General features: G+C 47.2%; 28 protein-coding genes. 26 read left to right on the top strand and 2 right to left on the bottom strand.

Going from position 1 to position 25,830, the window contains the following annotated elements; translation table 11 throughout:
• The first annotated feature begins 6 nt into the window (after window positions 1–6).
• The 26 genes from spoIIAA to C3B52_RS06630 all read left to right on the top strand — a co-directional run bounded on the left by spoIIAA (window position 7) and on the right by C3B52_RS06630 (window position 24,077).
• A complete protein-coding gene (spoIIAA, locus tag C3B52_RS06755; RefSeq protein ID WP_103105312.1) occupies window positions 7–357 on the top strand; it encodes an anti-sigma F factor antagonist in 351 nt (116 codons plus the stop codon).
• Window positions 358–359: 2 nt separating this feature from the next.
• Window positions 360–809, top strand: a complete 450-nt coding sequence (spoIIAB, locus tag C3B52_RS06750) for an anti-sigma F factor (protein ID WP_103105311.1) — start codon at window positions 360–362, stop codon at window positions 807–809.
• Window positions 810–820: 11 nt separating this feature from the next.
• The gene (gene sigF / locus C3B52_RS06745; protein ID WP_103105310.1) at window positions 821–1,576 is read left to right on the top strand and encodes an RNA polymerase sporulation sigma factor SigF; all 756 of its coding nucleotides are present in this window, start codon (window positions 821–823) and stop codon (window positions 1,574–1,576) included.
• A 127-nt stretch (window positions 1,577–1,703) separates the two neighbouring features.
• The gene (locus C3B52_RS06740; RefSeq protein WP_103105309.1) at window positions 1,704–2,318 is read left to right on the top strand and encodes a stage V sporulation protein AA; all 615 of its coding nucleotides are present in this window, start codon (window positions 1,704–1,706) and stop codon (window positions 2,316–2,318) included.
• Window positions 2,315–2,734 carry a stage V sporulation protein AB gene (locus tag C3B52_RS06735; RefSeq protein ID WP_103105308.1) on the top strand — a complete coding sequence of 140 codons (420 nt, stop codon included), beginning with the start codon at window positions 2,315–2,317 and terminating at the stop codon, window positions 2,732–2,734. Before C3B52_RS06740 ends, C3B52_RS06735 begins: the two co-directional genes overlap by 4 nt.
• Before the next feature lie 105 nt (window positions 2,735–2,839).
• A complete protein-coding gene (gene spoVAC, locus C3B52_RS06730) occupies window positions 2,840–3,328 on the top strand; it encodes a stage V sporulation protein AC (RefSeq protein ID WP_103105307.1) in 489 nt (162 codons plus the stop codon).
• Window positions 3,329–3,340: 12 nt separating this feature from the next.
• On the top strand, window positions 3,341–4,366 hold the full coding sequence (gene spoVAD / locus C3B52_RS06725) for a stage V sporulation protein AD (RefSeq protein WP_103105306.1): 1,026 nt from the start codon (window positions 3,341–3,343) through the stop codon (window positions 4,364–4,366).
• Complete coding sequence (gene spoVAE / locus C3B52_RS06720) at window positions 4,366–4,716, top strand: stage V sporulation protein AE (RefSeq protein ID WP_103105305.1); 351 nt, start codon at window positions 4,366–4,368, stop codon at window positions 4,714–4,716. The genes spoVAD and spoVAE overlap by 1 nt, the downstream gene beginning before the upstream one ends.
• A 35-nt stretch (window positions 4,717–4,751) precedes the next feature.
• Window positions 4,752–5,366: a stage V sporulation protein AE gene (locus C3B52_RS06715; RefSeq protein ID WP_103105484.1), complete on the top strand. Its 615-nt coding sequence runs from the start codon at window positions 4,752–4,754 to the stop codon at window positions 5,364–5,366.
• Entirely contained in the window at window positions 5,320–6,789 is a 1,470-nt protein-coding gene (locus C3B52_RS06710) for a spore germination protein (protein ID WP_103105304.1), read from the top strand. The genes C3B52_RS06715 and C3B52_RS06710 overlap by 47 nt, the downstream gene beginning before the upstream one ends.
• 335 nt (window positions 6,790–7,124) lie before the next feature.
• A complete protein-coding gene (lysA, locus tag C3B52_RS06705) occupies window positions 7,125–8,447 on the top strand; it encodes a diaminopimelate decarboxylase (protein WP_103105303.1) in 1,323 nt (440 codons plus the stop codon).
• Between the two features lie 140 nt (window positions 8,448–8,587).
• Window positions 8,588–10,861 carry a GGDEF domain-containing protein gene (locus C3B52_RS06700; protein WP_103105302.1) on the top strand — a complete coding sequence of 758 codons (2,274 nt, stop codon included), beginning with the start codon at window positions 8,588–8,590 and terminating at the stop codon, window positions 10,859–10,861.
• A gap of 67 nt (window positions 10,862–10,928) precedes the next feature.
• Window positions 10,929–11,363: a peptidylprolyl isomerase gene (locus tag C3B52_RS06695; protein WP_103105301.1), complete on the top strand. Its 435-nt coding sequence runs from the start codon at window positions 10,929–10,931 to the stop codon at window positions 11,361–11,363.
• A gap of 142 nt (window positions 11,364–11,505) precedes the next feature.
• Window positions 11,506–12,174, top strand: coding sequence for a site-2 protease family protein (locus C3B52_RS06690; RefSeq protein ID WP_103105300.1), 669 nt, complete (start codon window positions 11,506–11,508; stop codon window positions 12,172–12,174).
• 19 nt (window positions 12,175–12,193) lie between these two features.
• Window positions 12,194–12,961 (top strand): segregation/condensation protein A, encoded by a 768-nt coding sequence (locus tag C3B52_RS06685; protein WP_103105299.1) that lies wholly within the window; start codon window positions 12,194–12,196, stop codon window positions 12,959–12,961.
• Window positions 12,951–13,535, top strand: a complete 585-nt coding sequence (gene scpB, locus C3B52_RS06680) for an SMC-Scp complex subunit ScpB (protein WP_103105298.1) — start codon at window positions 12,951–12,953, stop codon at window positions 13,533–13,535. The genes C3B52_RS06685 and scpB overlap by 11 nt, the downstream gene beginning before the upstream one ends.
• A gap of 98 nt (window positions 13,536–13,633) precedes the next feature.
• Window positions 13,634–14,809, top strand: coding sequence for a D-alanyl-D-alanine carboxypeptidase family protein (locus tag C3B52_RS06675; protein WP_103105297.1), 1,176 nt, complete (start codon window positions 13,634–13,636; stop codon window positions 14,807–14,809).
• Window positions 14,802–15,392, top strand: a complete 591-nt coding sequence (locus C3B52_RS06670; protein ID WP_103105296.1) for a nucleoside recognition domain-containing protein — start codon at window positions 14,802–14,804, stop codon at window positions 15,390–15,392. Before C3B52_RS06675 ends, C3B52_RS06670 begins: the two co-directional genes overlap by 8 nt.
• Window positions 15,393–15,406: 14 nt before the next feature.
• A complete protein-coding gene (locus C3B52_RS06665; protein WP_103105295.1) occupies window positions 15,407–15,940 on the top strand; it encodes a spore maturation protein in 534 nt (177 codons plus the stop codon).
• 116 nt (window positions 15,941–16,056) lie between these two features.
• Complete coding sequence (locus C3B52_RS06660; protein WP_103105294.1) at window positions 16,057–16,806, top strand: pseudouridine synthase; 750 nt, start codon at window positions 16,057–16,059, stop codon at window positions 16,804–16,806.
• Between the two features lie 108 nt (window positions 16,807–16,914).
• Window positions 16,915–17,439 carry a thiol-disulfide oxidoreductase ResA gene (gene resA, locus C3B52_RS06655; protein WP_103105293.1) on the top strand — a complete coding sequence of 175 codons (525 nt, stop codon included), beginning with the start codon at window positions 16,915–16,917 and terminating at the stop codon, window positions 17,437–17,439.
• Window positions 17,440–17,451: 12 nt separating this feature from the next.
• Window positions 17,452–19,080 (top strand): cytochrome c biogenesis protein ResB, encoded by a 1,629-nt coding sequence (resB, locus tag C3B52_RS06650; RefSeq protein WP_103105292.1) that lies wholly within the window; start codon window positions 17,452–17,454, stop codon window positions 19,078–19,080.
• Between the two features lie 23 nt (window positions 19,081–19,103).
• Complete coding sequence (ccsA, locus tag C3B52_RS06645; protein ID WP_103105291.1) at window positions 19,104–20,333, top strand: cytochrome c biogenesis protein CcsA; 1,230 nt, start codon at window positions 19,104–19,106, stop codon at window positions 20,331–20,333.
• An 87-nt stretch (window positions 20,334–20,420) separates the two neighbouring features.
• Window positions 20,421–21,137 (top strand): response regulator transcription factor, encoded by a 717-nt coding sequence (locus tag C3B52_RS06640; protein ID WP_005835983.1) that lies wholly within the window; start codon window positions 20,421–20,423, stop codon window positions 21,135–21,137.
• Window position 21,138: 1 nt separating this feature from the next.
• Window positions 21,139–22,926, top strand: a complete 1,788-nt coding sequence (locus C3B52_RS06635) for an ATP-binding protein (protein ID WP_103105290.1) — start codon at window positions 21,139–21,141, stop codon at window positions 22,924–22,926.
• A gap of 14 nt (window positions 22,927–22,940) precedes the next feature.
• Complete coding sequence (locus C3B52_RS06630; protein WP_103105289.1) at window positions 22,941–24,077, top strand: HAD family hydrolase; 1,137 nt, start codon at window positions 22,941–22,943, stop codon at window positions 24,075–24,077.
• 57 nt (window positions 24,078–24,134) lie between these two features.
• Here C3B52_RS06630 and C3B52_RS06625 read toward each other — a convergent pair whose 3' ends face one another.
• Together C3B52_RS06625 and C3B52_RS06620 are read right to left on the bottom strand one after the other, a co-directional pair.
• A complete protein-coding gene (locus tag C3B52_RS06625; protein ID WP_103105288.1) occupies window positions 24,135–24,410 on the bottom strand; it encodes a hypothetical protein in 276 nt (91 codons plus the stop codon).
• Window positions 24,411–24,422: 12 nt separating this feature from the next.
• Window positions 24,423–25,706 (bottom strand): SLC13 family permease, encoded by a 1,284-nt coding sequence (locus C3B52_RS06620; protein ID WP_103105287.1) that lies wholly within the window; start codon window positions 25,704–25,706, stop codon window positions 24,423–24,425.
• Window positions 25,707–25,830 lie beyond the last annotated feature (124 nt).

The following is a 25,830-nucleotide window of genomic DNA, read 5'->3' as shown; positions in this document are numbered from 1 at the left end:
TCAGCCATGAGTTTGCGCATTGCGATGGAGACCCGGCAGGATGTGCTGGTTATCCGCTTGCAAGGAGAGCTGGATCATCATACGGCAGAAGAGCTGCGAAGCAAGGTAGATGATATTTTACGAACCCCCAAGATCCGTCATATCGTATTGAGTCTGGCGGATTTGGCTTTCATGGACAGCTCCGGAATCGGTGTCATTTTGGGTAGATTTAAGCAAATCTCTGCTCGTTCCGGGGAGATGTATGTTTGCTCGATTAATCCAACCATCTATCGCATTTTTGAGATGTCAGGATTGTTTAAGGTAATCAAATTCCGTGAAAACGAAGCAGACGCATTGCTTGTTCTGGGGGTGGCGTAAAAATGACAGTACAGCGTAATTTCATGTCCGTATCGTTTGCTGCATTGAGCCAAAATGAAGCTTTTGCCCGTGTGGCAGTGGCTTCGTTCATCTCTCATCTGGATATTACGATGGATGAGCTCGAAGAAATGAAAACTGTTATTTCCGAGGCGGTTACAAACGCCATCATTCACGGATATGACGAGAATCCCGAGGGTGTGGTACATATCTCTGTGCGCATTGATGAGGGAACGGTGGAGGTTGTCGTGGAAGACAATGGAAAAGGAATTGAGGATGTAGAGCAGGCCATGCAGCCACTCTACACTACCAAACCGGAACTGGAACGCTCTGGAATGGGCTTCACCATTATGGAGAATTTCATGGATTCTTTGGAAGTGGCGACTGCGATTGGAAAAGGTACAACCGTGCGCCTGACCAAACGCCTGTCGTTTGCCAAAGCCTTACAAAATTAGGGGTAGTGCCAATGGGTGCCGATATCAAAAACGCGAGTCAACCATTTCTGACCAATGACCAAGTGAAGGAACTGATCGCCAAGAGCCAGGCCGGAGACGCCCATGCCCGCGAACTTCTAGTGAACAGCAACATTAGGCTGGTCTGGTCTGTCGTACAGCGTTTTATCAACCGTGGATACGAAGCGGATGATTTGTTTCAAATCGGTTGTATCGGCTTGCTAAAAGCTGTAGATAAGTTTGATCTATCCTACGATGTACGGTTCTCCACCTATGCGGTTCCGATGATTATTGGAGAAATCCAACGCTTTTTACGGGATGACGGAACGGTAAAAGTAAGCCGCTCTCTCAAGGAAACTGCAAACAAGGTGCGGAGAACAAAGGACGAGCTGTATAAGCAATTCGGGCGTGCTCCGACGATTGCTGAAGTAGCTGAAGCCGTAGGGATTACACCGGAGGAAGTCGTTTTTGCGCAGGAAGCGAATCGAGCACCTTCCTCCATCCACGAAACAGTCTTTGAAAATGATGGGGATCCCATTACGCTCATTGATCAAATCGCAGATGAAGGTGTCAACAAATGGTTTGAAAAGATAGCCCTGAAAGACGCAATCAGTCGTCTGAGCGAGCGAGAACAGCTGATCGTGTACTTGCGTTACTATAAGGATCAGACCCAGTCTGAAGTAGCGGAGAGGCTGGGCATATCCCAAGTCCAGGTCTCCCGCTTGGAAAAGCGAATTCTGCAAACGATCAAGGATCAAATTGAAAACTAGCCCGCTTTTTAAGGGTAGTTCAGGAAACACCAGAGCGCTATGGCTTTGGTGTTTTTTTGCATGGCTTTTAGGAGGTGGCACATACTAGCGGGGAAAACGCAGGAAAAGGGGAAAGGAGGGGGCTTTCATGAAGGAAGCGTTATTTCTGCGCCTGCGAAAGCGTTTGGCAGTAAAGCCCGGGGCTTTGATCACGCTGGGAGATATTTGCCAAATTTACTGGGATGGTGAACGGGAAGAAGCGATTAAGCGAATGCCGATTTATCGCGTGGAGCCAAAGGACGGTAATTTAATCATCATCGATATTATGCAAGTGATCCAAAGGCTGCGTCAGGTTTATCCAGAAGCAGAATTAGATATTCAAGGCTCCCCGCAAATTATTGTTGAGGTGCAAAATCCACGGAAAAAAGCAAATCCGTTTCTCGTTGCGATTGTGTGGCTTGTGTTGTTTATCGGGTCGGGGCTTGCCATTATGAACTTTCACACTGACGTGAGTATGACTCAGGTCCACGAACGGATTTTTTATCTCATCACCGGTCAAAAAAGTCAGCAGCCGCTCTGGTTGCAAATCCCGTACTCAATTGGGATTGGACTAGGGATGATTTTGTTTTTTAACCATATATTCAAGAAAAAAATTAACGAAGAACCTAGCCCACTGGAAGTCGAGTTGTTCATGTACCAGCAAAATCTCGATCAGTACTATTTGCAAAACGAAAACAAGGAAAATCAGCGAACGAAAACATGAGCCCAGGTGCATGCTTGCTCATGGTACTGATAGGGCTAGGTGGAGGACTGGCGGTGGGAAGCGGCTTTGTGGCCTTTATTACCGTACTCGATATCATCCCTCGCCTCACTCAACTCACGAATGCACATCGTTATATTCGCGGTTTTGAATGGGCACTGGTGAGCGGGGTTCTCGTTTTTACGTTGATTGATTTCTTTCATTGGGGAATGCAATTGCCAGTGCTCGTCACCGCCATTTATGGGCTGATTGCAGGGGTTTTTGTTGGAACACTTGCAGCAGGCTTAACAGAGGTCTTGAACGTTTTTCCGATACTCGCCAAGCGTCTTTCGATGGATGGAAATTTGCTCCTCTTGTTAATGGCAGTTGTGTTTGGCAAAGTAACGGGTTCGCTCCTGCAATGGCTGCTTCATTTGTAAACTGGTAAATACCACTATTCATAGGTATCTTTTGAAACAGGAAAGATATAGGTATGGTTTTTCCTGAAAGCTCGCGTAATTTAGCAAAAGAAGGAGTGAAAGGGCATGGCGACCAAAACGAAATCAAAACCCATTGGGGCATCCATGCAAATGACGAAGCAGCTGTATCAACAGCAAGCTGCCAAATTCCAACCAAAGCGAAATGTCCTGCTAAACTCTCTCCGTGCGTTTTGGGTTGGAGGAACGATTTGTCTGTTGGGACAAGCCTTGCAAAACATGTACATTTACTTCTTTGGATTTACTGAAAAGACAGCGAGTAATCCAACAGTAGCCACACTCATTTTTATTGCCGTTTTATTAACAGGGCTCGGCATTTACGACAATATTGGTCAGTATGCCGGAGCAGGCTCTGCTGTGCCGGTGACAGGCTTTGCTAACTCGATTGCTTCTGCTGCCATCGAGCATCGAAGCGAAGGGTTGGTCCTGGGAGTTGGAGGGAACATGTTCAAGCTGGCAGGCTCTGTTATCGTTTTTGGTGTGGTAGCGGCTTTTATTGCAGGCATCTTAAAAAGCGTAATGAACATGATTTTTTGAGGAGGGGTGTCAGTGGCAAGCCAAAAACAGGTGTCTCGAATCAACCGGCAAACGTGGCATTTTACTGAAGAAGTAAGATTGCAAGCGTCGGCTGTGGCCGTTGGTCCGAAAGAGGGAGAGGGACCCTTGGCAGCCTATTTTGACAAGATTCATGACGATATGTACGCGGGACAACAAACCTGGGAAGACGCAGAGCGCCAATTGCTTGAGGATGCCATCACTTCATTGCTTCAAAAGGCGGGCATCACTGGTCAGGATGTTGATCTCATTCTTGCTGGGGATCTGCTAAATCAAAATATCACGACTAGCTTTACTGCTGAAAAACTGGCGATCCCTTTGCTTGGCATGTATGGTGCGTGCTCGACCTCCATGCTTACGCTTGCCAATGCCGCGGCTTTGGTCAATGCAGGATATGCGAACAAAGCAATCGCTGCCTGCAGCAGTCATAATGCAACTGCGGAAAGGCAGTATCGTTATCCGACAGAATACGGGGGACAAAAGCCTCCCTCAGCTCAATGGACCGTTACTGGAGCGGGAGCAGGCCTGGTTGGTATTGGAGGTAAGGGTCCACGGATCACCTATGCGACGATAGGCAAGGTAGTGGACATGGGGATCAAGGACCCGTTTGATATGGGATCAGCGATGGCACCGGCGGCTGTCTCTACCTTTTTGGCTCATTTTCATGATACGGGTCGTACACCTGACTCCTACGATTTGATCGTGACTGGAGATTTGGCTTCGGTAGGCTATCCGATTACAAAAGAGCTGTTGCTGCAAGAGGGATACGATATGGATCAGGTGTACAATGACTGCGGTCTCATGGTTTACACTCCTGATCAAGATGTTTTCGCTGGAGGAAGCGGATGTGCAAGCAGTGCTGTGGTTACCTACGGATATATTTTAGACCAGTTAAATCGGGGGTTGCTCAAAAAGGTTCTAGTTTGTGCAACGGGTGCACTGCTTAGTCCTGTAAGCTACCAGCAGGGCAATTCAATCCCGTGTATCGCTCATGCAGTTGCATTGGAAGGAGGCATATGATGGAGTACGTAATTGCGTTTATCGTTGGCGGGCTGATTTGTGTCATCGGACAATTGCTTCTCGACGTGGGAAAACTGACGCCTGCACATGTGATGAGCACACTTGTGGTGGCCGGTGTTGTGCTGGATTTTCTGGGTGTGTATGACAAATTCATCGACTTTGCGGGGGCCGGGGCTACCGTACCGATCACGAGCTTTGGTCATTCCTTGTATCATGGTGCGATAGGTGAGGCCGAGCAGCATGGCTTGATTGGTGTAGCCACCGGAATTTTCGAGGTCACAAGTGCCGGGATATCCGCTGCTATTGCCTTTGGATTTTTTGCTTCCCTTATATTCAAGCCAAAAGGGTAGCCGCTATGACGCTGGGTGAAGGCGGTGGAGGCGACATGGAGGGAGAACGAAGAAGAGTCATCCTCGTAACTGATGGTGATCATGTCGCACAAAAAGTGCTGGAAATGATAGCAAGAGAGATCGGTGGGCGATGCATTTCCTTATCTGCCGGGAATCCGACACCTCTGCGAGGACATCAGATGGTTGAACTCATCAAAATGGCTGCCTACGATCCTGTGATTGTCATGTTTGACGACAATGGTGATTTCGGAAAGGGGCGGGGAGAGAAGGCCATCGAGTATGTGGTCAAGCACCCGGATATCGAGGTAATCGGTGCGATTGCAGTTGCCTCTAATACGCGATGGGTGCAAGGAGCGCGGGTAGCTTATTCCGTCAATAATGAAGGGCAAGTTGTGACAGAAGCTGTAGACAAAGACGGAAATGCAAGTCTAGAGCTTGAAAACCGTATATACGGCGATACGGTCGATATTCTGAATACCCTTCACGTTCCTAATGTCATCGGTATCGGTGATATCGGCAAGATGCTTGGAAAGGACAGCTTGCAAAAAGGCAGTCCGATCACGAAAAAAGCAGTGCAATGGATACTGGAAAGGAGCGACCCGAATGACACAGGTAACGGAAAAACGGCGCCCCATCTCGGACCAAATTGAAGAAAATAAAGCATACTTAAATGACAGGCTAGGCATTGGTTCTAGCTTTGACATGGGTGTGCATGAGTTTTTCGTTGGGAGAACACGACTTCTTTTGTATTACATAAACGGATTTGCAGACAGTAACATCGTTACACAAATTATGCGGGATCTGAATGATTTGCGGGAACGAGACATTCAGGATCATTTATACGATCAATTGTTTTTTAAATATATCCCTTATTTTCAGCTCACGAAAATCTCGACCACGGATGAATTCATGGACAAGCTGTTGGTTGGACAAGTAGGATTAATCCTTGATCGCTATGATACGGCAATCATGGTGGATGCAAAGGTTTATCCGACGCGTACGCCTATGGAGCCGGACACGGAGAGAATCGTTCGAGGAGCACATGACGGCTTTACCGAGACATTGGTCATGAACACCGTCTTGACTCGCAGACGTCTACGAGATGAGCGCCTTCGCTTTGAAATCATGCAAATCGGGGAACGGACAAAAACAGATGTGGCGGTAGCGTATTTACAGGATGTCGCAAACCAAGAACTGGTCGATACGTTAAAGGAAAGACTGCAACACATCCAGATTGATGGGATTCCGATGGCGGAAAAAACCGTAGAGGAATTTATCATAGGAAAGACGTTCAACCCGTTTCCGATGGTGCGTTACACAGAAAGACCGGATGTTGCTGCGGTGCATTTGCTGGAGGGACACGTATTGATTTATGTTGATACATCTCCCAGTGTCATGATAACGCCTGCTACCTATTTTCATCATGTACAACACGCTGAAGAGTACAGGCAGACGCCGGTGGTGGGTGCATACTTGCGCTGGGTACGCTTCTTCGGTATTTTTGCTTCTGTGTTTGTTTTGCCCATATGGCTTCTGTTGGTCATGCACCCATCAATGATTCCCGACGCGCTTCATTTTCTCGGGATGAAGCAAAAAGGCAGTATCCCATTATTGGCGCAATTTTTGATGGCAGAGGTGGGGCTTGATTTGATGAGAATGGCTGCGATCCATACACCAACACCTTTGTCCGTTGCCATGGGCTTATTGGCGGCAATATTGGTTGGTGACGTTGCGATTAAAGTCGGCTTGTTTGCCCCTGAAGTTATTTTGTATTTGGCTGTTGCGGCGATCGGGATGTTTGCAACACCGAGCTATGAATTGAGCCTGGCCAATCGGCTCGTCCGTATCTTTTTAATCTTGATGGTCGGGTTCTTCTCGACACCAGGTCTGATGATCGGTCTCCTCGTTGTTTTGGTCGGACTTGCTTCCACTCGTTCCCTCAACACACCCTATCTGTGGCCGTTCATTCCTTTCAATTACAAAGCAATGAAAGATATCATTGTGCGAATTGCGGTACCGCGAAAAAACAACCGACCAAGCATTGTTCGCTCGCAAAATACGTCCCGTCAATAATATTCTGAAAATGACTGCGGGCACCCATTGTCAAATAAACTATCGTGTAGTAAATTGGATGGGGAAGCCTTACTACGCTCGTTATGTTCGGCAACTGACACCACAAGGTCGGTTGCCTTTCTTTTAACAGGATGGAGGTTGCGTTCGTTTTACGAGGACGGCAGCTTGGTTAAAACCCTCCTGATTGAATGTTTAAGTGCCTTATCGACGGCTCGGGGCTTTAATATGGTAAAGCCTTCTAATAATAGGCGGCGCTTTTCGTGAGCAGGCCACGATTAAGGTGGATAAAAAGAGGCAGTAATGATTCGGTGTCAGAGACTGGGGAGGAACGAAATATGTTTTTACACGGGACAAGTCGAGTGAATGAACGAGGAATTTTAGAAATTGGGGGCTGCGAAACAACAGAGCTGGCAGCAACCTACGGTACACCACTTTACGTATACGACGAAGCCTTGATTCGCAGCAAATGCCGACAGTTTATTGACGCGTTTTCCCAAACAGGCTTTTCCTTTCAAGTTGCTTATGCGAGTAAAGCGTTCTGTACGATGGCGATGTGCAAGCTGGTAGAGGAAGAAGGACTTTCGCTTGACGTTGTTTCTGGCGGCGAACTGTATACAGCATTGCAAGCAGGATTTCCGGTAGATCGTATCCACTTTCATGGCAACAACAAATCGTTGGATGAAATTGTGATGGCGCTGGATGCCAACATCGGCTGCTTTGTAGTCGACAACTTTTATGAGCTCCATTTGTTAGATCAGCTGGCACAGGAGCGCAGCGAAAAGATTTCTGTTTTGCTGCGTGTGACACCAGGGGTTGAGGCTCATACACATGAATATATTTCTACTGGGCAAATCGACTCCAAGTTCGGATTTGACGTACAGAACGGTCAGGCGCTAGAAGCGATCAAATTTTCGCATGAAAGCAATCATCTTCATTTATTGGGTGTGCACAGCCACATCGGGTCGCAAATTTTTGAAACAGAAGGCTTCCTGGTTGCCGTAAAACGATTGACAGAATTACTGGGAGAGGCAAAGGACCAGCACGGCTTTTTGCCAGAAGTACTCAATGTTGGCGGCGGCTTCGGTATCCGTTATGTAGAGGGCGATACACCTCAGCCAGCACATACTTATATTAAAGCGATCGCGGATCTGGTGCGTGGAGAACTGGAAGCTCGCCAAATTCCGTTGCCAGAGCTGTGGATTGAGCCAGGCCGCAGTATTGTTGGTGATTCTGGAACGACGCTTTATCGCATCGGTTCACAAAAAGAAATCCCAAATGTGCGCAAATACGTAGCTGTCGACGGGGGTATGACGGATAATCTTCGTCCAGCGCTCTATCAGGCTGAATACGAAGCAGCCGTTGCCAATAAAATGAATCAACCAGCCACAGAGGTTGTTTCGATCGCTGGAAAATGCTGTGAGTCTGGTGACATGCTGATTTGGGACGTCAAGCTTCCTCCAGCTGAAGCTGGTGATATTTTGGCGGTCCCAAGTACAGGTGCCTATGGTTATTCGATGTCAAACAACTACAACCGCATTGCTCGTCCTGCTGTTGTTTTTGTAAAAGACGGCGAAGCAGATTTGATCGTAAAACGTGAGACGTATGCTGATGTCGTAGGACATGATCTTCTCCCAAAACGCGCGCAGCTTCAGCGCTAGCTCATCACGTTTCAAAGCCTTCCTGCCGATACAGGAGGGCTTTTTTTGCAAGCATGGGATTCTTACAATCTTCATAATCCATTCACTGAAACTTAAGACTTCTTTGCAATAATGGGGGTGGCGAGGAGGATAGATTCAGCATGTTGTCGACGCTCATCAAACGGTTTCGTCACTTTCCCTTTTTTTCACTGGACAAACGGGCTTGGCTGAAAAATGTCATAGGCCAGGAGGTAGACAAGGGACGCAGCGTAGTGATGTTTTATGTGGATATTGTTAAACTAACTGATGTTGAGTACCGTTATGGCGATAGTAGTGCCAAGCGTGTTCTGCATATTTTTGAACGTATATTACCAGGTGTATCTCGTCAAGCTTTTGAGATAAAAGGTAATATTCTTGCCATTCAAAAGCTATGGGGCGACGATTTTGCTATTTATGTCTCCTTTGGGGCCAGTGCGAGTGAAGAAGATTGCAGAATGCTCTCCATTCATTTTCAGGAGGTTGCGGAAAGGCAACTGAATCGACACGTCAGTTTTGTCAACAGGGAGGACCTGCGCGTTCATATCGGATATGCCTGGTTGCCTGGTCAGGACGTCGTGAAGGAAATGTATACTTCCGTGAAGCATGCCGTGCACATGGCGAAATATGGTATCACATCAGAAAAATATACGCATGTCACGCAATTTCATAAATTACTGGCAGAAGAGAACGTCCAGATGCATTTTATGCCGATTATTCATTTGCCAGATGGTGTAGCGCTTGGATGGGAGGCGTTGGCACGTGGTCCGCAAGACACTCCCTTCGCCACTCCCTCTACCTTATTTACCTACGCAGAAGAAACGGACACGGTTTTTCGTTTGGAGCATATTTGCCGCAAAAGAGCATTGGAACAATTACGCTACCTAAACCCACAAGAAAAGCTGTTCATCAATCTCGATCCGCGAGCTATTGATGATCCATTTCTCCTCCGTGGAAAGGTATTCTCACTACTGGAGCAGTATGGACTGAATCCACACAATATCGTATTTGAAATAACAGAGAGACACGCGATCACGAATTACACTATTTTCCGGAAAATCATAGAGGAGTATCGCAAAAAAGGCTACTTGATTGCGGTCGATGATGCTGGAGCGGGCTATTCAAGTCTGGAATCCATAACAGAGATCTATCCTGATTTTATCAAGCTGGATATGTCGCTCATCCGCAACATTGATGTAGATCCGATTAAGCAGGCGCTACTTGAAACGATCGTGCAGTTTGCTGACAAGGTCAGCTGTAAAATCATCGCCGAGGGAATTGAGACGGAGCGTGAATTAAAGACATTGATGGATCTTGGTGTCGTATATGGACAGGGGTACTTTCTCGGAAAGCCGGACAGAGGGATGGCACAGGTGTCTGGGCAAGCGATGAACTTTTTGCGATTTATGCAAGAAAAACGAAGCAGCGAGCAAGCAGAACCGATGGTGTTTACTCCTGCCATGACCGAAATATTAGCGAAGACCATTTGTGTGGAAAAGCATGCAAAAGTGCGGCGAATACATGAAATTTTTGAACAAAATCAACGCACGGAAAGCATTGTTGTGTTAGAAGAGGGAGAGCCGATTGGCCTTCTTATGCGCTTCCAGCTCTATCAAATACTTGGGGGTCAGTACGGAATCGCCTTATACTATGATCGCCCAGTTTCACAAATCATGAATACCAATCCGCTGCTCGCAGGAAAAGACGACAAGCTGGAAGAGGTAGCAAGACGTGCGATGGCGCGGGATGCTCATCATCTGTACGACGTCGTGATCATTATAGGAGACAAAAATGAATATATCGGAATCGTTACCGTGCAGAGTCTATTGGACAAAATGGCTTCGATCAAGCTCGAACTGGCCAGCTCCGCAAATCCGCTAACCGGTTTACCTGGTAATGTACAGATTGAAAGAGAGCTCAATCAACGAGTGAAGCAAAAAGCTGATCAAATGGTCATTTATTGTGATCTCGACCATTTCAAATGGTTTAATGATCGATATGGCTTTGACGTCGGCGATCAGATCATCGTACGGACGGCGGCGTTGTTAAAAGAGGCGGCGAAACGATATGGAAGCGGTGCTGATTTTATCGGTCACATCGGCGGTGATGATTTCATTCTCATTACTTCGGTACAGTGCGCTGATGCGCTTGGCTCTTTTATCATGGATGCCTTTACCCCTTACTTCGCAGATATTTACGAAAAACGGCGAATGGGGGATGGAGAAGTATTGTCCATGTCTATGGCAGGTGTTTATATACAGCCTGGCATGTATGCAAATGCAGAAGCAATCGCGAAACAGGCAGCCGTCATGAAGCAGCTCGCGAAATCGTATGCAGGCACCGTATTTATCAAGGATTGCGAGTTTCCTTTTGAGGATCGGCTCCGGTTGCAGGGTTAAATTGGACGGCAACTCCATCACATGGTAAAATGAGAACGTTAACTTTACCAGGTTTGGAGGCTTACATATGAAAAAAGCACATATTACCATGGATAATGGCAATGAAATCGAGTTGGAGCTGTTTGATCAAGAAGCTCCTGGCACAGTCGCAAACTTTGAAAAGCTGATCAACGAAGGCTTTTACAACGGCCTGTCGTTCCACCGTGTGATCCCTGGCTTCGTTGCACAAGGTGGTTGCCCACACGGAACAGGTACTGGCGGTCCTGGCTACACAATCAAATGTGAAACAAAAGGAAACCCACACAAGCATTTGCGCGGTGCGCTCTCCATGGCTCACGCAGGAAAAGACACTGGCGGAAGCCAATTCTTCATCTGCTACGATTCCTTCCCTCACCTTGATGGCGTACATACTGTATTTGGCCGCATCACTTCCGGTATGGAGCATGTAGATGCGATCAAGCAAGGCGACAAAATGAGCAACGTAAAAATTGTAGCTGAGTAAATCAGTTGCACACCCAAAAAGCCGGCGCCGGAGATGGTGCCGGTTTTTAGTGTCTATTAGACGAACAAGAAAGCAGAATACTTGTAAGCCTATCCATGTGCTGGTATCCTATAAGGTAGACGATTTTTCAGAGGAGGAACCAATGGATCTTTTTCACTTTGAATGGAATACGGTGCCGTTTCGCTTAATCGCGTTCGTCATCGCTTTCTCTTTGCACGAATGGGCACATGCCTTTGTCGCCTGGAAGTTGGGTGACAGCACGGCGAAGGACGAAGGCCGCCTGACATTGAATCCAATCCCGCACATTGATCCATTCGGTTTGATTCTTATTTTGTTTGGTCCTTTTGGGTGGGCGAAGCCAGTGCCAATCAATCCACTGCGCTTTCGTGGAAACAAGCGTCTGGGCATCGTCTACGTATCAGCTGCAGGGCCATTGATTAACTTGGTGCTCTCTATCATCTCTTACACCATCTTCATGCTAATGGACTATTATGGCGTCACGCAGGGAATGGGTGAAAAAGCCGTATTTGCGATTGAGAAAACGATGGAATATCTGGTGATCATTAATGCAGCTTTGTTCATGTTCAACCTGCTGCCGATACCGCCGCTGGATGGCTACAAAATCCTGCGGTTCCTGTCTCCGCGTAGATGGGACGGGATATTTTACAATTTTGAAGTGTATGGACCGTGGATCCTGCTATTGCTCATCTTTATACCGGGAGTCCGCGCGATCATATTTGAAACGCCATTCAGAATGGTATTGATGTGGGTTCAGGAAATAGCGCATAGCATCGCAACACTGTTTATTTAGAGGAAACGAGGGACTACTTTTGGCATACAGCATCAAACTGGATTCCTTTGAGGGTCCACTCGACCTGCTGCTCCACTTGATCGACAAGGCAGAAGTGGATATCTATGACATACCAGTAGCAGAGATTACAGAACAATATCTTGCAACGATAGACACCATGCAGCAGCTTCAACTCGATGTTGCGAGTGAATTCGTAGTTATGGCGGCTACTCTCCTCTCTATTAAAAGTAAAATGCTGTTGCCAAAGAAAGAGGAACACGTCTTTCAGCAGTTCCTAGACATGGATGTAGAAGAGGTCGACCCTCGTGAAGAGCTAGTTGCTAGGCTCTTGGAGTACAAGCGCTATAAAATGTTGGCTGAGCAATTGCGGGAAATGGAAATTGGGCGTAATCAAGTGTTTACTCGACCGGCAGAGAATCTGTCACCTTATGTACGAGAAGAAGATCATACGGTAAAGGACGTAACTCTCTACGATTTGATAAACGCACTAGAGAAGCTGGTGAAGAAGGTAAAGGAAAAAGAGCCTATCACCAAAGTATCCCGTGATGAAGTCTCTATTAAAGACCGGATGAAAGAAATTCGCCATATGGTCCGTGGAGTCGGAGGGATGGTTCGCTTTTCTCAGCTTTTCACAGGCGGAGCTACACGCTCAGAGATCGTTACGACTTTTCTCGCCTTGCTTGAGCTGATGAAGGCCAAAGAAATTACCTGTATTCAAAATCAACTGTTTCAAGATATTATGATTTGTGAAAATGGATCGAAAGGAGCCTCAAATGATGGACTATGACAAGCTGAAAGGCGTCATTGAGGGCTTGTTGTTCATCTCGGGTGATGAAGGAATCGACGCCAAAGAAATTAGTGAAATCACCGAGGTATCCGAAGAGGTGGTTGTTGATGTCATCGAGGACATGAAGGCTGATTTTCGCCGCGCTGGCCGTGGGATTCAAATTGTGGAGGTCGCCAAGGCTTACCAGCTGACTACCTTGCCTGAGCATGTTCCATATTTCGAGCGACTGGCAACTGCACCAGGACAGTCGACACTCTCGCAAGCAGCGCTGGAAACATTGGCGATCGTTGCTTACAAACAACCACTGACGCGTTCTGAAATCGAAGAAATTCGCGGAGTAAAATGTGAAAAGGCACTCAATACCCTCCTGTCGAAGCAACTGATTCGTGAGGCAGGCAGGGCAGAAGGAATCGGACGTCCGATTCTTTATGCGACAACAAAAGATTTTTTGGAGCATTTTGGGTTGCGGGAGCTGGGAGATCTACCTGAGCCGCCCATCAATCTCGACATCGAAGAGGCGCGTTTGGAAGCATCCGCCCTTTTTGGCAAAGCAGAAGAACCATCAAACGACTAGCTACCTGGACAGTTTTTCGTACTACCAAACGACTCGTCCCCATATACTATGGTACAAACCTGTGTTTCGTTGTACTTTTTGTGATGGGGAGGACGTTTATGAACGTGCGAAAAAAGCTGTCCGGCGTGCTCGTCGTTTTTCTTTTGATACAGCTATTGATCGGGCCGGGTACCCTGGCAAAAGCAGCTGGCTCTCCACCTGGGCTATCTGCAGAGGGAGCGGCATTAATAGATGTGACGAGCGGCAGAATCCTTTATTCAAAAAATGGCACGAAAAAAATGCGGATCGCAAGCCTAACCAAGACAATGACAGCGATTGTGGCGATTGAAATGGGGAAATTGGACACAGTCGTAACGGTTCCCCCGGAAGCGGTGGGCGTAGAGGGGTCCTCGATCTATCTGAAGCGCTCGGAAAAGCTGACTCTCGAGGAGCTGCTGTATGGATTGATGCTGCGCTCGGGTAATGACGCAGCTGTAACGATTGCTACACATATCGGCGGTTCTGTGCCGGGTTTTACTTATTTGATGAATGAAAAGGCTGCGCTCATCGGAATGGAGCACACGAATTTTACCAATCCCCACGGTCTGGATGATAGCAATATGCATTACTCGACAGCGGAAGATATGGCAAAGCTTTCAGCCTATGCCCTGCGGAATCCAACGTTCCGGCAAATCGTCTCGACAAAGGTCAAGGACATCTCCTGGGAAGGGGAAGAGTGGGATAGGCGGCTTTTGAACAAAAACAAAATGCTGCACTTGTACAATGGTGGGGATGGAGTGAAAACAGGCTATACAAAGCTTGCAAAGCGTTGTCTGGCCTCGTCAGCGACGCGAGATGGCAGACAGCTCGCAACGATCACACTGAATGCTTCTGATGACTGGAATGATTCGGCGAAGCTTTTGGACTGGGGATTTGCCAATTTCCCGCTGAAAAAGCTGGTGAGCTTAGGTGAGAATGTACAACCGCAGACGCCGATTACGATGGAAGCGGGTACGCATTTGGTCGCGATGAATGGTTTTCAATACCCGCTGCAATCATCTGAGGAGTCCGTCATGCGTACGCGTGTGGTGATGGGGGAATCGAATGTAACAGCCAAAATGGATGGGCAGCTGGTCGGTTTTCTCCAATTTTATCTGAAAGAGGACATGATCGGACAGGTACCGTTGAAAGTAGACGTGACTGAGCCAACGTGGACATCTCAGGCTGAGTCAAGTCCACAAACCTTTTGGCAGAAGGTGTGGAACTTGATGGCAGGGGGGCTGTGGAGTGCTTAATATTATTTGGCTCGCATTGATCGTGATCAGCATCGCTGTAGCGGCGGCAACGGGACGCATGGAAGCGATCAATCAAGCCGCCTTCGAAGGGGCCAAAACAGGTGTCACGGTTTGTTTTGGACTTCTCAGTATATTGGCATTCTGGATGGGGATCATGCGAATTGCGGAAAAATCAGGTCTTTTGGAGCTGTTGGCCCATGCGCTGTCCCCGATTATTTCGCGCTTGTTTCCCGATATTCCAAAAGGACACCCGGCCATGGGGTACATTTTGTCCAATATGAGCGCGAATTTGCTCGGGCTTGGTAATGCAGCTACTCCGATGGGGCTGAAGGCGATGGAAGAATTACAAAAGCTGAATTCGGACAAACAAGTAGCCTCGCCAGCGATGTGTACGCTCCTGGCGATCAATACAGCGAGTATCACGATTATTCCGACAACGATGATTGCGATTCGTATGCAATACGGCTCGGTCAATCCGGTAGAAATTGTCGGTACAACCCTATTGTCATCCTTTGCTGCAACGATTGTCGCACTACTGATTGATCGCTGGTATCGGTATCGTCACATGAGACGCCACAGGTAAAGGGGGACCTTCGCATGTACCAATTGGTATCCCTGCTCTCCCTTTGGGCGATTCCCGTCATGATTGCCTTTGTGCTGCTCTACGGATGGAGCAAACGGGTTCCGGTATATGAGACGTTTGTGGAGGGCGCAAAAGGGGGGCTTACGACCACGATTCGTATTTTGCCTCATCTGATCGCCATGATGGTCGCCGTAACGATGTTCAGAGAATCAGGGGCGCTGGAGCTGCTTTTGAGGGCCATCAGGCCGGCACTGGATGCGATTCACTTTCCTGAGGAAATTGTTCCATTGGCTTTGCTTAGGCCCATGACCGGTACCGGTTCACTGGCGATTGCTACCGATTTAATTGCGCAGTACGGACCAGACTCTTTCCTTGGTCGCTTGGCCGCCACGATGCAAGGCAGTACAGACACGACACTTTACGTGCTAACTGTGTATTTTGGGGCAGTTGGTATCCGCAACTCGGCCTATGCGTTAAAAGTGGGGCTCTGGTCTGATCTTGCAGGTGTCATCTTCTCCTTAATCATCGTGTCTTACGTATTTTCGTAATTCGACAATTACGCTACACTTCCGACAAAAAACTTCCCTGCAGTTGGGGAAGTTTTTGCCTTTTTCTTGTCCACACTGGTAAGAATGGGTATGATGTTGTAGAGGTGATCCATACAATGGAACGTTTACAAAAAGTCTTGGCACATGCTGGAGTAGCCTCTCGTCGCCATTGTGAAGAGTTGATTGTACAAGGCAAGGTACAAGTGAACGGCAGCGTGGTCCGCGAACTCGGAACGAGAGTAGACCCGCAAAGCGATCAGATCGTGGTGAATGGACGAAGAATTCAGCTGGAGCAGCACGTGCATCTGTTGCTTTACAAGCCAACTGGTGTGATTACGAGTGTAACGGACCCACAAGGAAGGCGGGTTGTTACCGATTTGCTAAAAGGGATCAAGGAACGGGTATATCCAGTAGGCCGCTTAGATTACGATACATCCGGCTTGCTCCTCTTGACGAATGACGGAGAGCTGGCAAACAAGCTTGCTCACCCAAGCTACGAAATCGACAAAGTCTATCGAGCATGGGTAAAAGGCATTCCGACGCCGGAGAAAGTAAAGAAGCTCGCAACGGGTGTTCGTCTGGAGGATGGAATGACCTCACCGGGGGAAGCGAGGCTCCTGAAGACAGACACAAAAACGGGCAGAGCTTTAGTCGAGCTGACGATTCATGAGGGTCGCAACCGGCAAGTACGCAGAATGTGTGACGCGATTGGACATCCTGTCATCACACTGGAGCGCATTCGGCTCGGGTTTCTTACATTGGAGGGACTTTCGGCTGGTCAATTTCGTCCTTTGACAACGACGGAAGTAGATAGGCTCAAACAAGGACTGGTTCAAAAGAAGCGGGACGGAGGTCGAAAGCGCTGATCGTTCAAAATCTGTTCATAAGTTATGCGCTGGCGGAAAAACTAGGAACGCTATAATAGAAAGGAAAACCTTGTATTTCTATTAGTAATAGATGGGAGTTTGGGCAACATGAACAAAAGCAATCGTACGTATGTTCGGATTGCCGTGTTGGGCCTTTTGCTCGTGGCACTTGTCTTTGCTCTCTATTCCAGCTTCGTGAAGGATCCACAAGCTGTAAAAGTAGGGAGTAATGCTCCGAATTTTAGCCTGGAGCAGCTAAATGGACCCGAGATGGCACTTGGTGATTTAAAAGGAAAAGGCGTCGTGCTTAATTTCTGGGGCACCTGGTGTGAGCCCTGTAAAGAAGAGATGCCTGCTTTGCAAGCACAATACGATAAGTTCAAGGACAAAGGACTCGTCGTACTGGGCGTGAATATCGGTGAATCGCCAATCGCAGTTGAGCCATTCGTTAAGCAATTCAACGTTACGTTTCCAATCGTGCTAGACCGCCAATCGCAAATTACAAAGCTGTATCGAATTGGACCGATTCCTACTACGTTTTTCATCTCTCCAGAAGGGGAAGTAAAGGAGATTTTCATCGGTCAATTAAACGAAGCAATGATAGCGGACAAAGTGTCCAAAATCTTGCCGTAAGTGAGGATTGAAATGGATCAGCGAAAATGTGAATGTGGGCATACCAATCCCGTTGGAACGCTGCTCTGCGAATCTTGCGGTAAGCCGCTAGACATCGAAATTTCGGAGCAGACAGCGTTTCCTGATATGCGCTATGAGGGCATGGCGCGTCGTTCCCAGACCTACACGAAAAAAATGGTGGATCGGGTTTGGAACTATTTTTCCTCGGTCAAAATTGCAATCGGTATCATTATTGTCATCCTGATCGCTTCGGCGGTGGGAACCGTCTTTCCGCAGCAGCAATACATTCCAGTTCCCGTCCCAACTGAAGCGGATGTCGCACGTTTTTATACCAATACATACGGGACACTCGGTACGATTTACTATCAATTAGGGTTCCATAACCTGTATTCATCCTGGTGGTTTGTCACACTTTTGGTCATGCTGGGTACGTCATTGGTCATCTGTAGTCTCGACCGTGTCGTGCCACTGTACAAAGCATTGAAAAAACCACGTCTGAATCAGCATAAATCCTTCCTGAAGGGACAAAAGCTGTTTGCAGAAGGGGAGCTTGCACAAGGAACGGATCAAACAGAATTACTTGCTGGCTCCGCAGAGACTTTGCGGAAGAAAGGCTACCGGATCTTCCAGACTGACCGCGCTCTAATGGCGGAAAAAGGTCGCTTTAGCCGGTGGGGCCCTTATGTGAATCACATAGGCTTGATTTTATTTTTGGTCGGTGTTTTGGCACGCAGCATACCGGGCTTTTTCTTGGACGAATATGTCTGGGTGCGTGAGGGAGAAACGGTTGCTATCCCGAATACTCCTTACTACATCAAAAATCTGCAGTACACGACGGAATATTGGTCTGAGGATGAAATGCCCGTCAAGCTGGATCTGAAGGGCGGAGTCATCGCGAAAAATTATCAGACAGATGCCATCCTGTACGAAAACAAAAACGCAGAGTTGCCAGGAGCCAAGCCTGATCTCGTAGAAATTAAGAATGGCCCGATCGTTGTAAACCATCCGATGGTACATGAATCTCTCTATTTGTATCAGTCGGGTATGCAAGAAATGCAGCTCGGTGCACTCAATTTCAATTTAATCGACCTGAAGAACGGAAGCAAAGAAGTAGGCAAGATAAAGGTTGATTTGTACAACCCAGCGCAAGAGCAAGTGGTTGCTGATGGGATCAAGGTGAAGGTGCTCGATTATTTCCCTGACTTTATTATGGGGAAAGACGGTAAACCAGCGACTCAGACCAATTTGCCTAAAAATCCAATGGTCGCGATCGAGGTTTTGGACGAAAAAGGGAAGCTGAGTGAGAAAATGGTTTATTTGCAAGGCTCGATTCTTACACAAAAATCGGACCCTACCTATGGAATCGAGATTAAAATGCCTGACCTGATCGATATTTCCGGGATCAACGTGCGTATGGATAAAGCCGTACCGTTAATTTACTTTGGCTCGTTCATCTTCATGATAGGTGTCGCGATGGGCTTCTTCTGGCAGCATCGCCGGATTTGGGTTCAAATCCAGGACGGAACGATCATGATGGCAGCTCATACAAACAAAAACTGGTTTGGCTTGCGCCGGGAAGTAGACGGACTCGTTGAACAGATGAAATTACCTGTGACGATTGAAGAAAAATCGAAGGCCTAGAGCTTCAAGGAGGTACACTCGACGTGCAGCTTATCCAATTGAGTGACTGGTTATTGGATATTGCGTTTTTGCTCTATGTGATCTCGTCCATCGTGTTCGTCGTTGCGATGACTGGGAAAAACTGGGCGGGGCGCGATCCTAAGCAACATGAAAAACGATTCGGTACGATTGCTTATCGATTGGCTGTCGTAGGCTTTATAGCTCAAACTGGTTATGTAATTGCACGCTGGATTGGCGGAGGACACAGTCCAACGAGTAACATGTTTGAGTTCATGGCATTCCTGGATTACTGTATTATCTTGGCTTATTTGATTATCTATCGGATTTACAAGCTGAATGTTATTGGAGCCTTTGTACTTCCTTTAGGTGTAATCATGTTGGCCTATTCCTATGTTTTTCCAAAAGAAGTAACACCGCTGATTCCGTCCTTGCAGAGCTACTGGCTGCATATTCACGTAACGACGGCAGCTCTTGGTGAAGGGATTCTTGCTGTCGGCTTTGCAGCGGGCTTGATGTATTTGATCCGCACCGTACCTCAACAGGTTTCTACCAAGAGCACGAAATGGCTGGAAGTTGTACTTGCTGTTGTTTTGATGCTGGTAGGGTTCATCCTGATGGAATCGACCTTCGCCAGAATGGATCAAAAAACTGTTTTTGAAATGAATCAGCCGCAGCCAAATGTATTTGGGCAAATGGAAAAAGTAAAAGCGGAATACACGATGCCAGCTTTGGTAGCACCTGCTGATTCGAAGATTATCCAGGCTGGTCCGATGTCGCCATTATTCACGGCACCAACGTGGATGGAAGGCAAGGATGCGGCTCGCAAATTGAATACGATGCTGTGGTCAGTCATTACAGGTGTTATTTTGTATGGTGGTTTGCGTCTCATCTTCCGCAAGCGGTTGGGAGCAGTTATTCAACCATCCGTTGATGGCATCGAGCCGGATCTATTGGACGAAATCAGCTACCGTGCGATTAGTATCGGTTACCCAGTATTTACACTCGGAGCTTTGATTTTCGCCATGATCTGGGCGCAGGAGGCGTGGGGTCGATTCTGGGGCTGGGACCCAAAAGAAGTTTGGGCACTCATCGTTTGGCTCTTCTATAGCGCGTACCTGCACTTGCGACTGTCTCGCGGATGGATTGGCGCCAAATCTGCCTGGATGTCTGTGATAGGATTTGTCATTATCTTAATCACACTGGTAGTAGTCAATCTGGTCATCGCAGGTCTGCACTCTTACGCAGGGGTGTAACCTCACTAAAAAAAGCTGGTCTTGCTGCCAGCTTTTTGGACTATCTTCAATTAGATTTTGAAATCATAATGTCAAGAGGTGTAGACAATGGAAAAAATGGCACGTATTCTCGTAGTCGATGATGAAGAACGTATCCGCCGACTGCTTAAGATGTACCTGGAGAGAGAAAACTTTTTGATCGATGAAGCAGATAATGGAGAACAGGCTGTCGAAATGGCTGTTGGCAGTGATTACGATATTATTTTGCTGGACCTTATGCTACCTGGTATGGACGGCATTGAAGTCTGTCAGCGGATTCGTGAATTCAAGGCAACACCTATCATCATGCTGACTGCAAAAGGGGAAGAAACGAATCGTGTCCATGGCTTCGAAGCAGGTGTGGATGATTATGTTGTAAAGCCATTCAGCCCTCGTGAAGTCATGTATCGGGTGAAGGCAATTCTTCGTCGCTCTTCAGCTACGGCCTATTTGAAAACAGAGACGTTTAATAGCCATTCGGTTCTCGTTTTCCCTGAACTGACGATTGATCATGATGCGCACAAAGTGATTGCTAGCGGTCAAGAAGTTAGTCTAACTCCAAAAGAGTATGAACTGTTGCACTACCTAGCACTCTCTCCTGATAAAGTATTTACGCGCGAAGAGCTTTTGAAAGATGTATGGCACTATGAATTTTTCGGCGATCTGCGCACGGTAGATACACACATCAAGCGTTTGCGCGAAAAATTAAACCGCGTCTCTCCTCAGGCTGCGAACATGATCGCGACCGTATGGGGTGTCGGTTACAAACTAGAGGTGCCTAAATAACGTGGACGTCATTTTTCGCAGCGTAGTTGGAAAGCTATGGATGACCATTATTGCGTTATTCGCACTGGTCTTAACGATTTTCAGTCTCCTGCTTGTACAATCCTTTGACACCTTTTACAACGCCCGGCAAACCAAAAATTTGCAAGAGCTTGCAGAGGGTTTATCCACTGGGTTGGCTGCAAGCAAGGATAAGCAGACCGCACTGGAGATGGCATCGACATTTGGCGTAGTACATCATACAGGCATGATTGTCCTGGATGAAAAGCGCGAGGTCGTTGGAAAGAGCGAGGGCAAAGGTTTGCCAGAGATTCCGATAGAGCAGCTGCTGAGTGCTCCGGGACTGAAGCTGGGTGAGGCACTGGCAGGAAAACATCCTGCTCCTGAGAGATTATACGTGCAAATTGATACGGCTGGCTCCACAGATCGTTCTGGGAATCTTCAGCTGTTAGCTGTGGCGGTACCACTGGAGATATCCGCTGGCAAACAAGGATCAGTGGTCATGTATCAGGCGATTGAAGATTTTGATGATACGGTCAGTGAAGTGAGATTTCTGATTTTTGTTGTAGGTGTGATCGGCTTTGTGTCAACGACGGTATTTGCGTTCTTTTTATCCTCTCGAATTACGATTCCATTGCGCCAAATGAAAGAGACGGCACATCGTATTGCAGAAGGAGATTTTCACGCAGAAATTCCGATCAGAACCACTGACGAGATGGGGGAGCTGGCTGCGTCATTTAATACAATGGCGAGTAAGCTCAATCAACTGGTAGATGCCTTGTCAAAGGAAAAAGAGCAGCTGGCGAGTGTACTGCGGAGCATGGTAGATGGCGTCGTAATGATCGATGAAACTGGAAAAATTGCAGTGAAGAATCCTCCTGCAGAGCGCTTCCTGCGTGATTGGGTATACCAGCATGCGGATGAGCCGATACCACTGTTCTCTTTCTATCAAAAGGTTCAGACCGGGGAAGAGGTAATCGAGGATATTGCAGTGCAAGGCCGAATCTGGGCGCTTGTCATGGTCCCGCTAAACGATCGCAATCACATCCGTGGTGCAGTCGCAGTCATGCGAGATATCACACAAGAACGCAAGCTGGACAAAATGCGCAACGATTTTGTGGCCAACGTCTCCCATGAGCTTCGTACGCCGCTATCTATGCTGCAAGGCTATAGCGAAGCCATAGTGGATGATATCGTAACAACTCCAGAAGAGCATAAAGAATTGGCTAAAATCATCTATGACGAATCTGTTCGCATGACCAAGCTCGTGAATGAGCTGCTGAGCCTAGCGCGAATGGAGGCGGGTCACGTAGAGCTGTTCCAGGAAACCTTGGAACTACGACCGTATTTAGAGCGCATCCATCGCAAGTTTACGAATTTGGCGAGAGAGCAGGATATTCAACTGCTGCTAGAGATGTCTACTGCGCATAGTCATGTGCATATCGATCCTGATCGCATGGAGCAGGTGCTTACCAACCTTGTCGACAATGCGCTCAGGCACACTCCTAGTCACGGCAGTGTCACTATCCGGGCGCGCGGAGATAAAACCTTACTACTAGAAATCAGCGACACAGGCAGTGGCATACCACAGGAAGATCTGCCGTTTGTATTTGAACGCTTCTACAAGGCTGACAAAGCGCGTACGCGCGGTCGAGAAGGCGGTACAGGTTTAGGTCTTGCGATCGCAAAAAACATTGTGGAAGCGCATGGTGGAACCATCAATGTCCAAAGCAAAATGGGAGAAGGAACAACGTTTACCATTGCTCTGATGTTGCAATCGAAAAACAAATAGGAGTGTAGAGAGAAATGATCAAAACGATCCTTTTTGATGTTGACGGGGTTATGCTTAGTGAAGAACGTTATTTTGATGCATCTGCTTTGACCGTGTGGGAGCTGCTTTATAGCTCGCAATACCTGGGACTTACAAAAGACAAGTTCTCACCAGCTCCGGAAGAAGCGGAGATCCGTCGTGTGCGTGCTGAAGTATTTGCTCAGGATGATGTACTGAACTTCATTAAATCACGTGGAATCAATTCGAACTGGGACATGGTTTTCCTGGCATTCTCCTATCAATTGATTCGTTTGCTTGAGGTACTGAAGCCGCAATTGGGTACCGAAGCAACCAACATGCTGGCTGGTCAAATTGACCGACCACAGCTTGCGCAAATCAGAGAATGGGGAGCAGCTCATGCACCTGATTTCCAAGTGGACTACGCTGCTTTTACTGCTGATTTTGCAAAGGGCTCTGCGCAAAAAGCCGAAATGCTGCTCTATTTGAATGTCATTGCAGAAGAGCGCTGCGGTGTGAAAACAGAAATGTTCTCACGCAACAGTGATTTATGGCAGCTGGTTCAAAAAACGTTCCAGGAATGGTACTTAGGTGATGATCGGGTAGCAGCATCAATCGGTCGTGAAACAATGCAGCCTGGTAAAAAAGGCTTTTTAACGGATGAAATTCCAATCGTGCCACCTGCTGAAATGGTAGAGCTGTTCCGTACCCTGAAAGAAAAAGGGTACACCATCGGTATTGGAACAGGACGTCCTACAATCGAAACGCATGTTCCTCTGAACGAAATGCAGATTTTGGAATGGTTTGACCAGAATCGTGTGGTGACAGCTTCACATGTCCTCGAGGCAGAAGAAGAGTATCCTGCTTACGCACCGATGTCTAAGCCGCATCCGTTTTCATATGTAAAAGGTCTACTTGGATTAACGACGCCAAACAGTGAAGTCGTGAACTATTCCTTGCCGATTGCAAACGGAGAAGAAGTGCTGATCGTTGGGGATTCCCTGGCTGACTTCCTGGCAGCACGCTCCATTGGTTGCAAATTCGCCGCGACACTAACAGGACTATCTGGACAGGACGCGCGTGCCAAATTTGAAGAAGAGAAGGCAGATTACATTTTGAACGATGTTCGTGAAATCTTGTCTATTTTAGAATAGAACCATGAAAAAGACTCTGCTGAGTATGCTCTCGGCAGAGTCTTTTTTTGTTCGCGCTTATGCCCAACGCAAGGAGGTCAAGCATTGGAAACGAAAGGCGTGGATCAAAAAGCCGGTAATCATATCGTTTCGAACGATGACCTCATAGGTCCCGTCTTCACGGGAGTAGAACAGCACATCGGTATAATCCTTGTTGTCTTCAAAAAAGCTGCGCACCTGCTTCAAACGGCTGCGCATTATTTCTGAATGAATCTCGATTTGAAAGGTAACGTCACTAGACTGCTTCGTCTCCGTGATCGTTATCAGCTTTTCATCAAATGTATAGTGGAGCAAGTGAATTCCTCCTTACCAAATAAAATAACGCAGGTAAACATACACATGAGAGATGAGAATGGACATGATCATCAGTGGAAAGGCAATTTTCATGAAGCTGACAAAGCCGATATGATGCCCTTCCTTTGCTGCCAAACCAGCGACAATGACATTGGCACTGGCTCCAATAAGCGTACCATTACCACCCAGACAGGCGCCAAGAGCGAGACTCCACCAGAGCGGCTCCAAATTTGTGATTCCAAGTGCGCCCATTTCCTTAATCATCGGGATCATAGTCGCGACGAAAGGAATATTATCGACAAAGGCAGACGCGATTGCGCTCAGCCATAGAATGAGCAGGGATGTCTTCAATGGGTCGGCGCCAGTCAGCTTGATTGCTTCGCCTGCCAATTTGGCGATAACTCCCGTTTCAACAAGTCCAGAAACAAGTACAAACAGGCCGATAAAAAAGAAAATCGTGCTCCATTCTACTTTACTGATCGCGTCCTCCAAATAATGCTCACCTGTTATCAAGAGCAGAAGAAATGCTCCGGTTAGCGCGATTGTTGCTGATTCCAGATGCAGGGCACCATGCAGCATAAAACCAATAATGGTTAAAGCCATCACAGTTAAAGATTTTTTGAGCAGCTTCGTATCAGTGATCTCGTCGCGTTCATTCAATTGCATGATTTTTGCACTTAACTCTGGTGTGGTAATGAGTTGTTTCCGATAAATCAGCACCAGACAGACGATCGTTGCAGCCATAATTACGATAATGATTGGACTAAGATTCACAAGAAATGCCATGAAGTCTAGCTCTGGAACTGAGCTGCCAATCATAATATTCGGTGGGTCCCCGATTAAAGTGGCTGTACCACCAGCATTGGACGATATAATTTCACTGATTAAAAAAGGAACCGGATTGAGCTGTAGCTGTCGCGCAATGCTAAAAGTCACGGGTACAATCAATAAAACCGTCGTGACATTATCCAAAAAAGCAGAGGCGAGTGCCGTAATAATACTTAGGTAGACAAGGATTCGAATAGGCTTACCCCTGGCAGCCTTTGCTGCCCGAATAGCGACGTATTTGAAAACACCTGTCTGCGCTGTTACAGCAACGAGAATCATCATCCCTATGAGTAGTCCTAGGGTATTGAAGTCGATATGATGAATCGCTTGCTCCTGAGTTACAATACCGAATAGCACCATTAGGATTCCACCGCACATGGCAACGATCGTGCGATGCAATTTTTCACTAATAATGAATGCGTATGTAACTAAAAAAATACCAATAGCGAATAAAGCCTGATTGGTCACAGTAAAACTCCTTTCCTGCGTTAAAGTGCCTTGTCCTAATTATAGCGATAATAAAAATGCTGGTAAAGGAAAAGACCCGGTCTATAACCAGGTCTTTTCTAACGAGATATCAGAGGGTCAAAGA

It is taken from the genome of Brevibacillus reuszeri (assembly GCF_002897295.1).
In the GTDB taxonomy this organism is placed as follows: Bacteria; Bacillota; Bacilli; order Brevibacillales; family Brevibacillaceae; genus Brevibacillus; species Brevibacillus reuszeri_A.
Note: the sequence above shows the minus strand (reverse complement) of the source record. Positions and strands in the feature narration are given on the sequence as shown.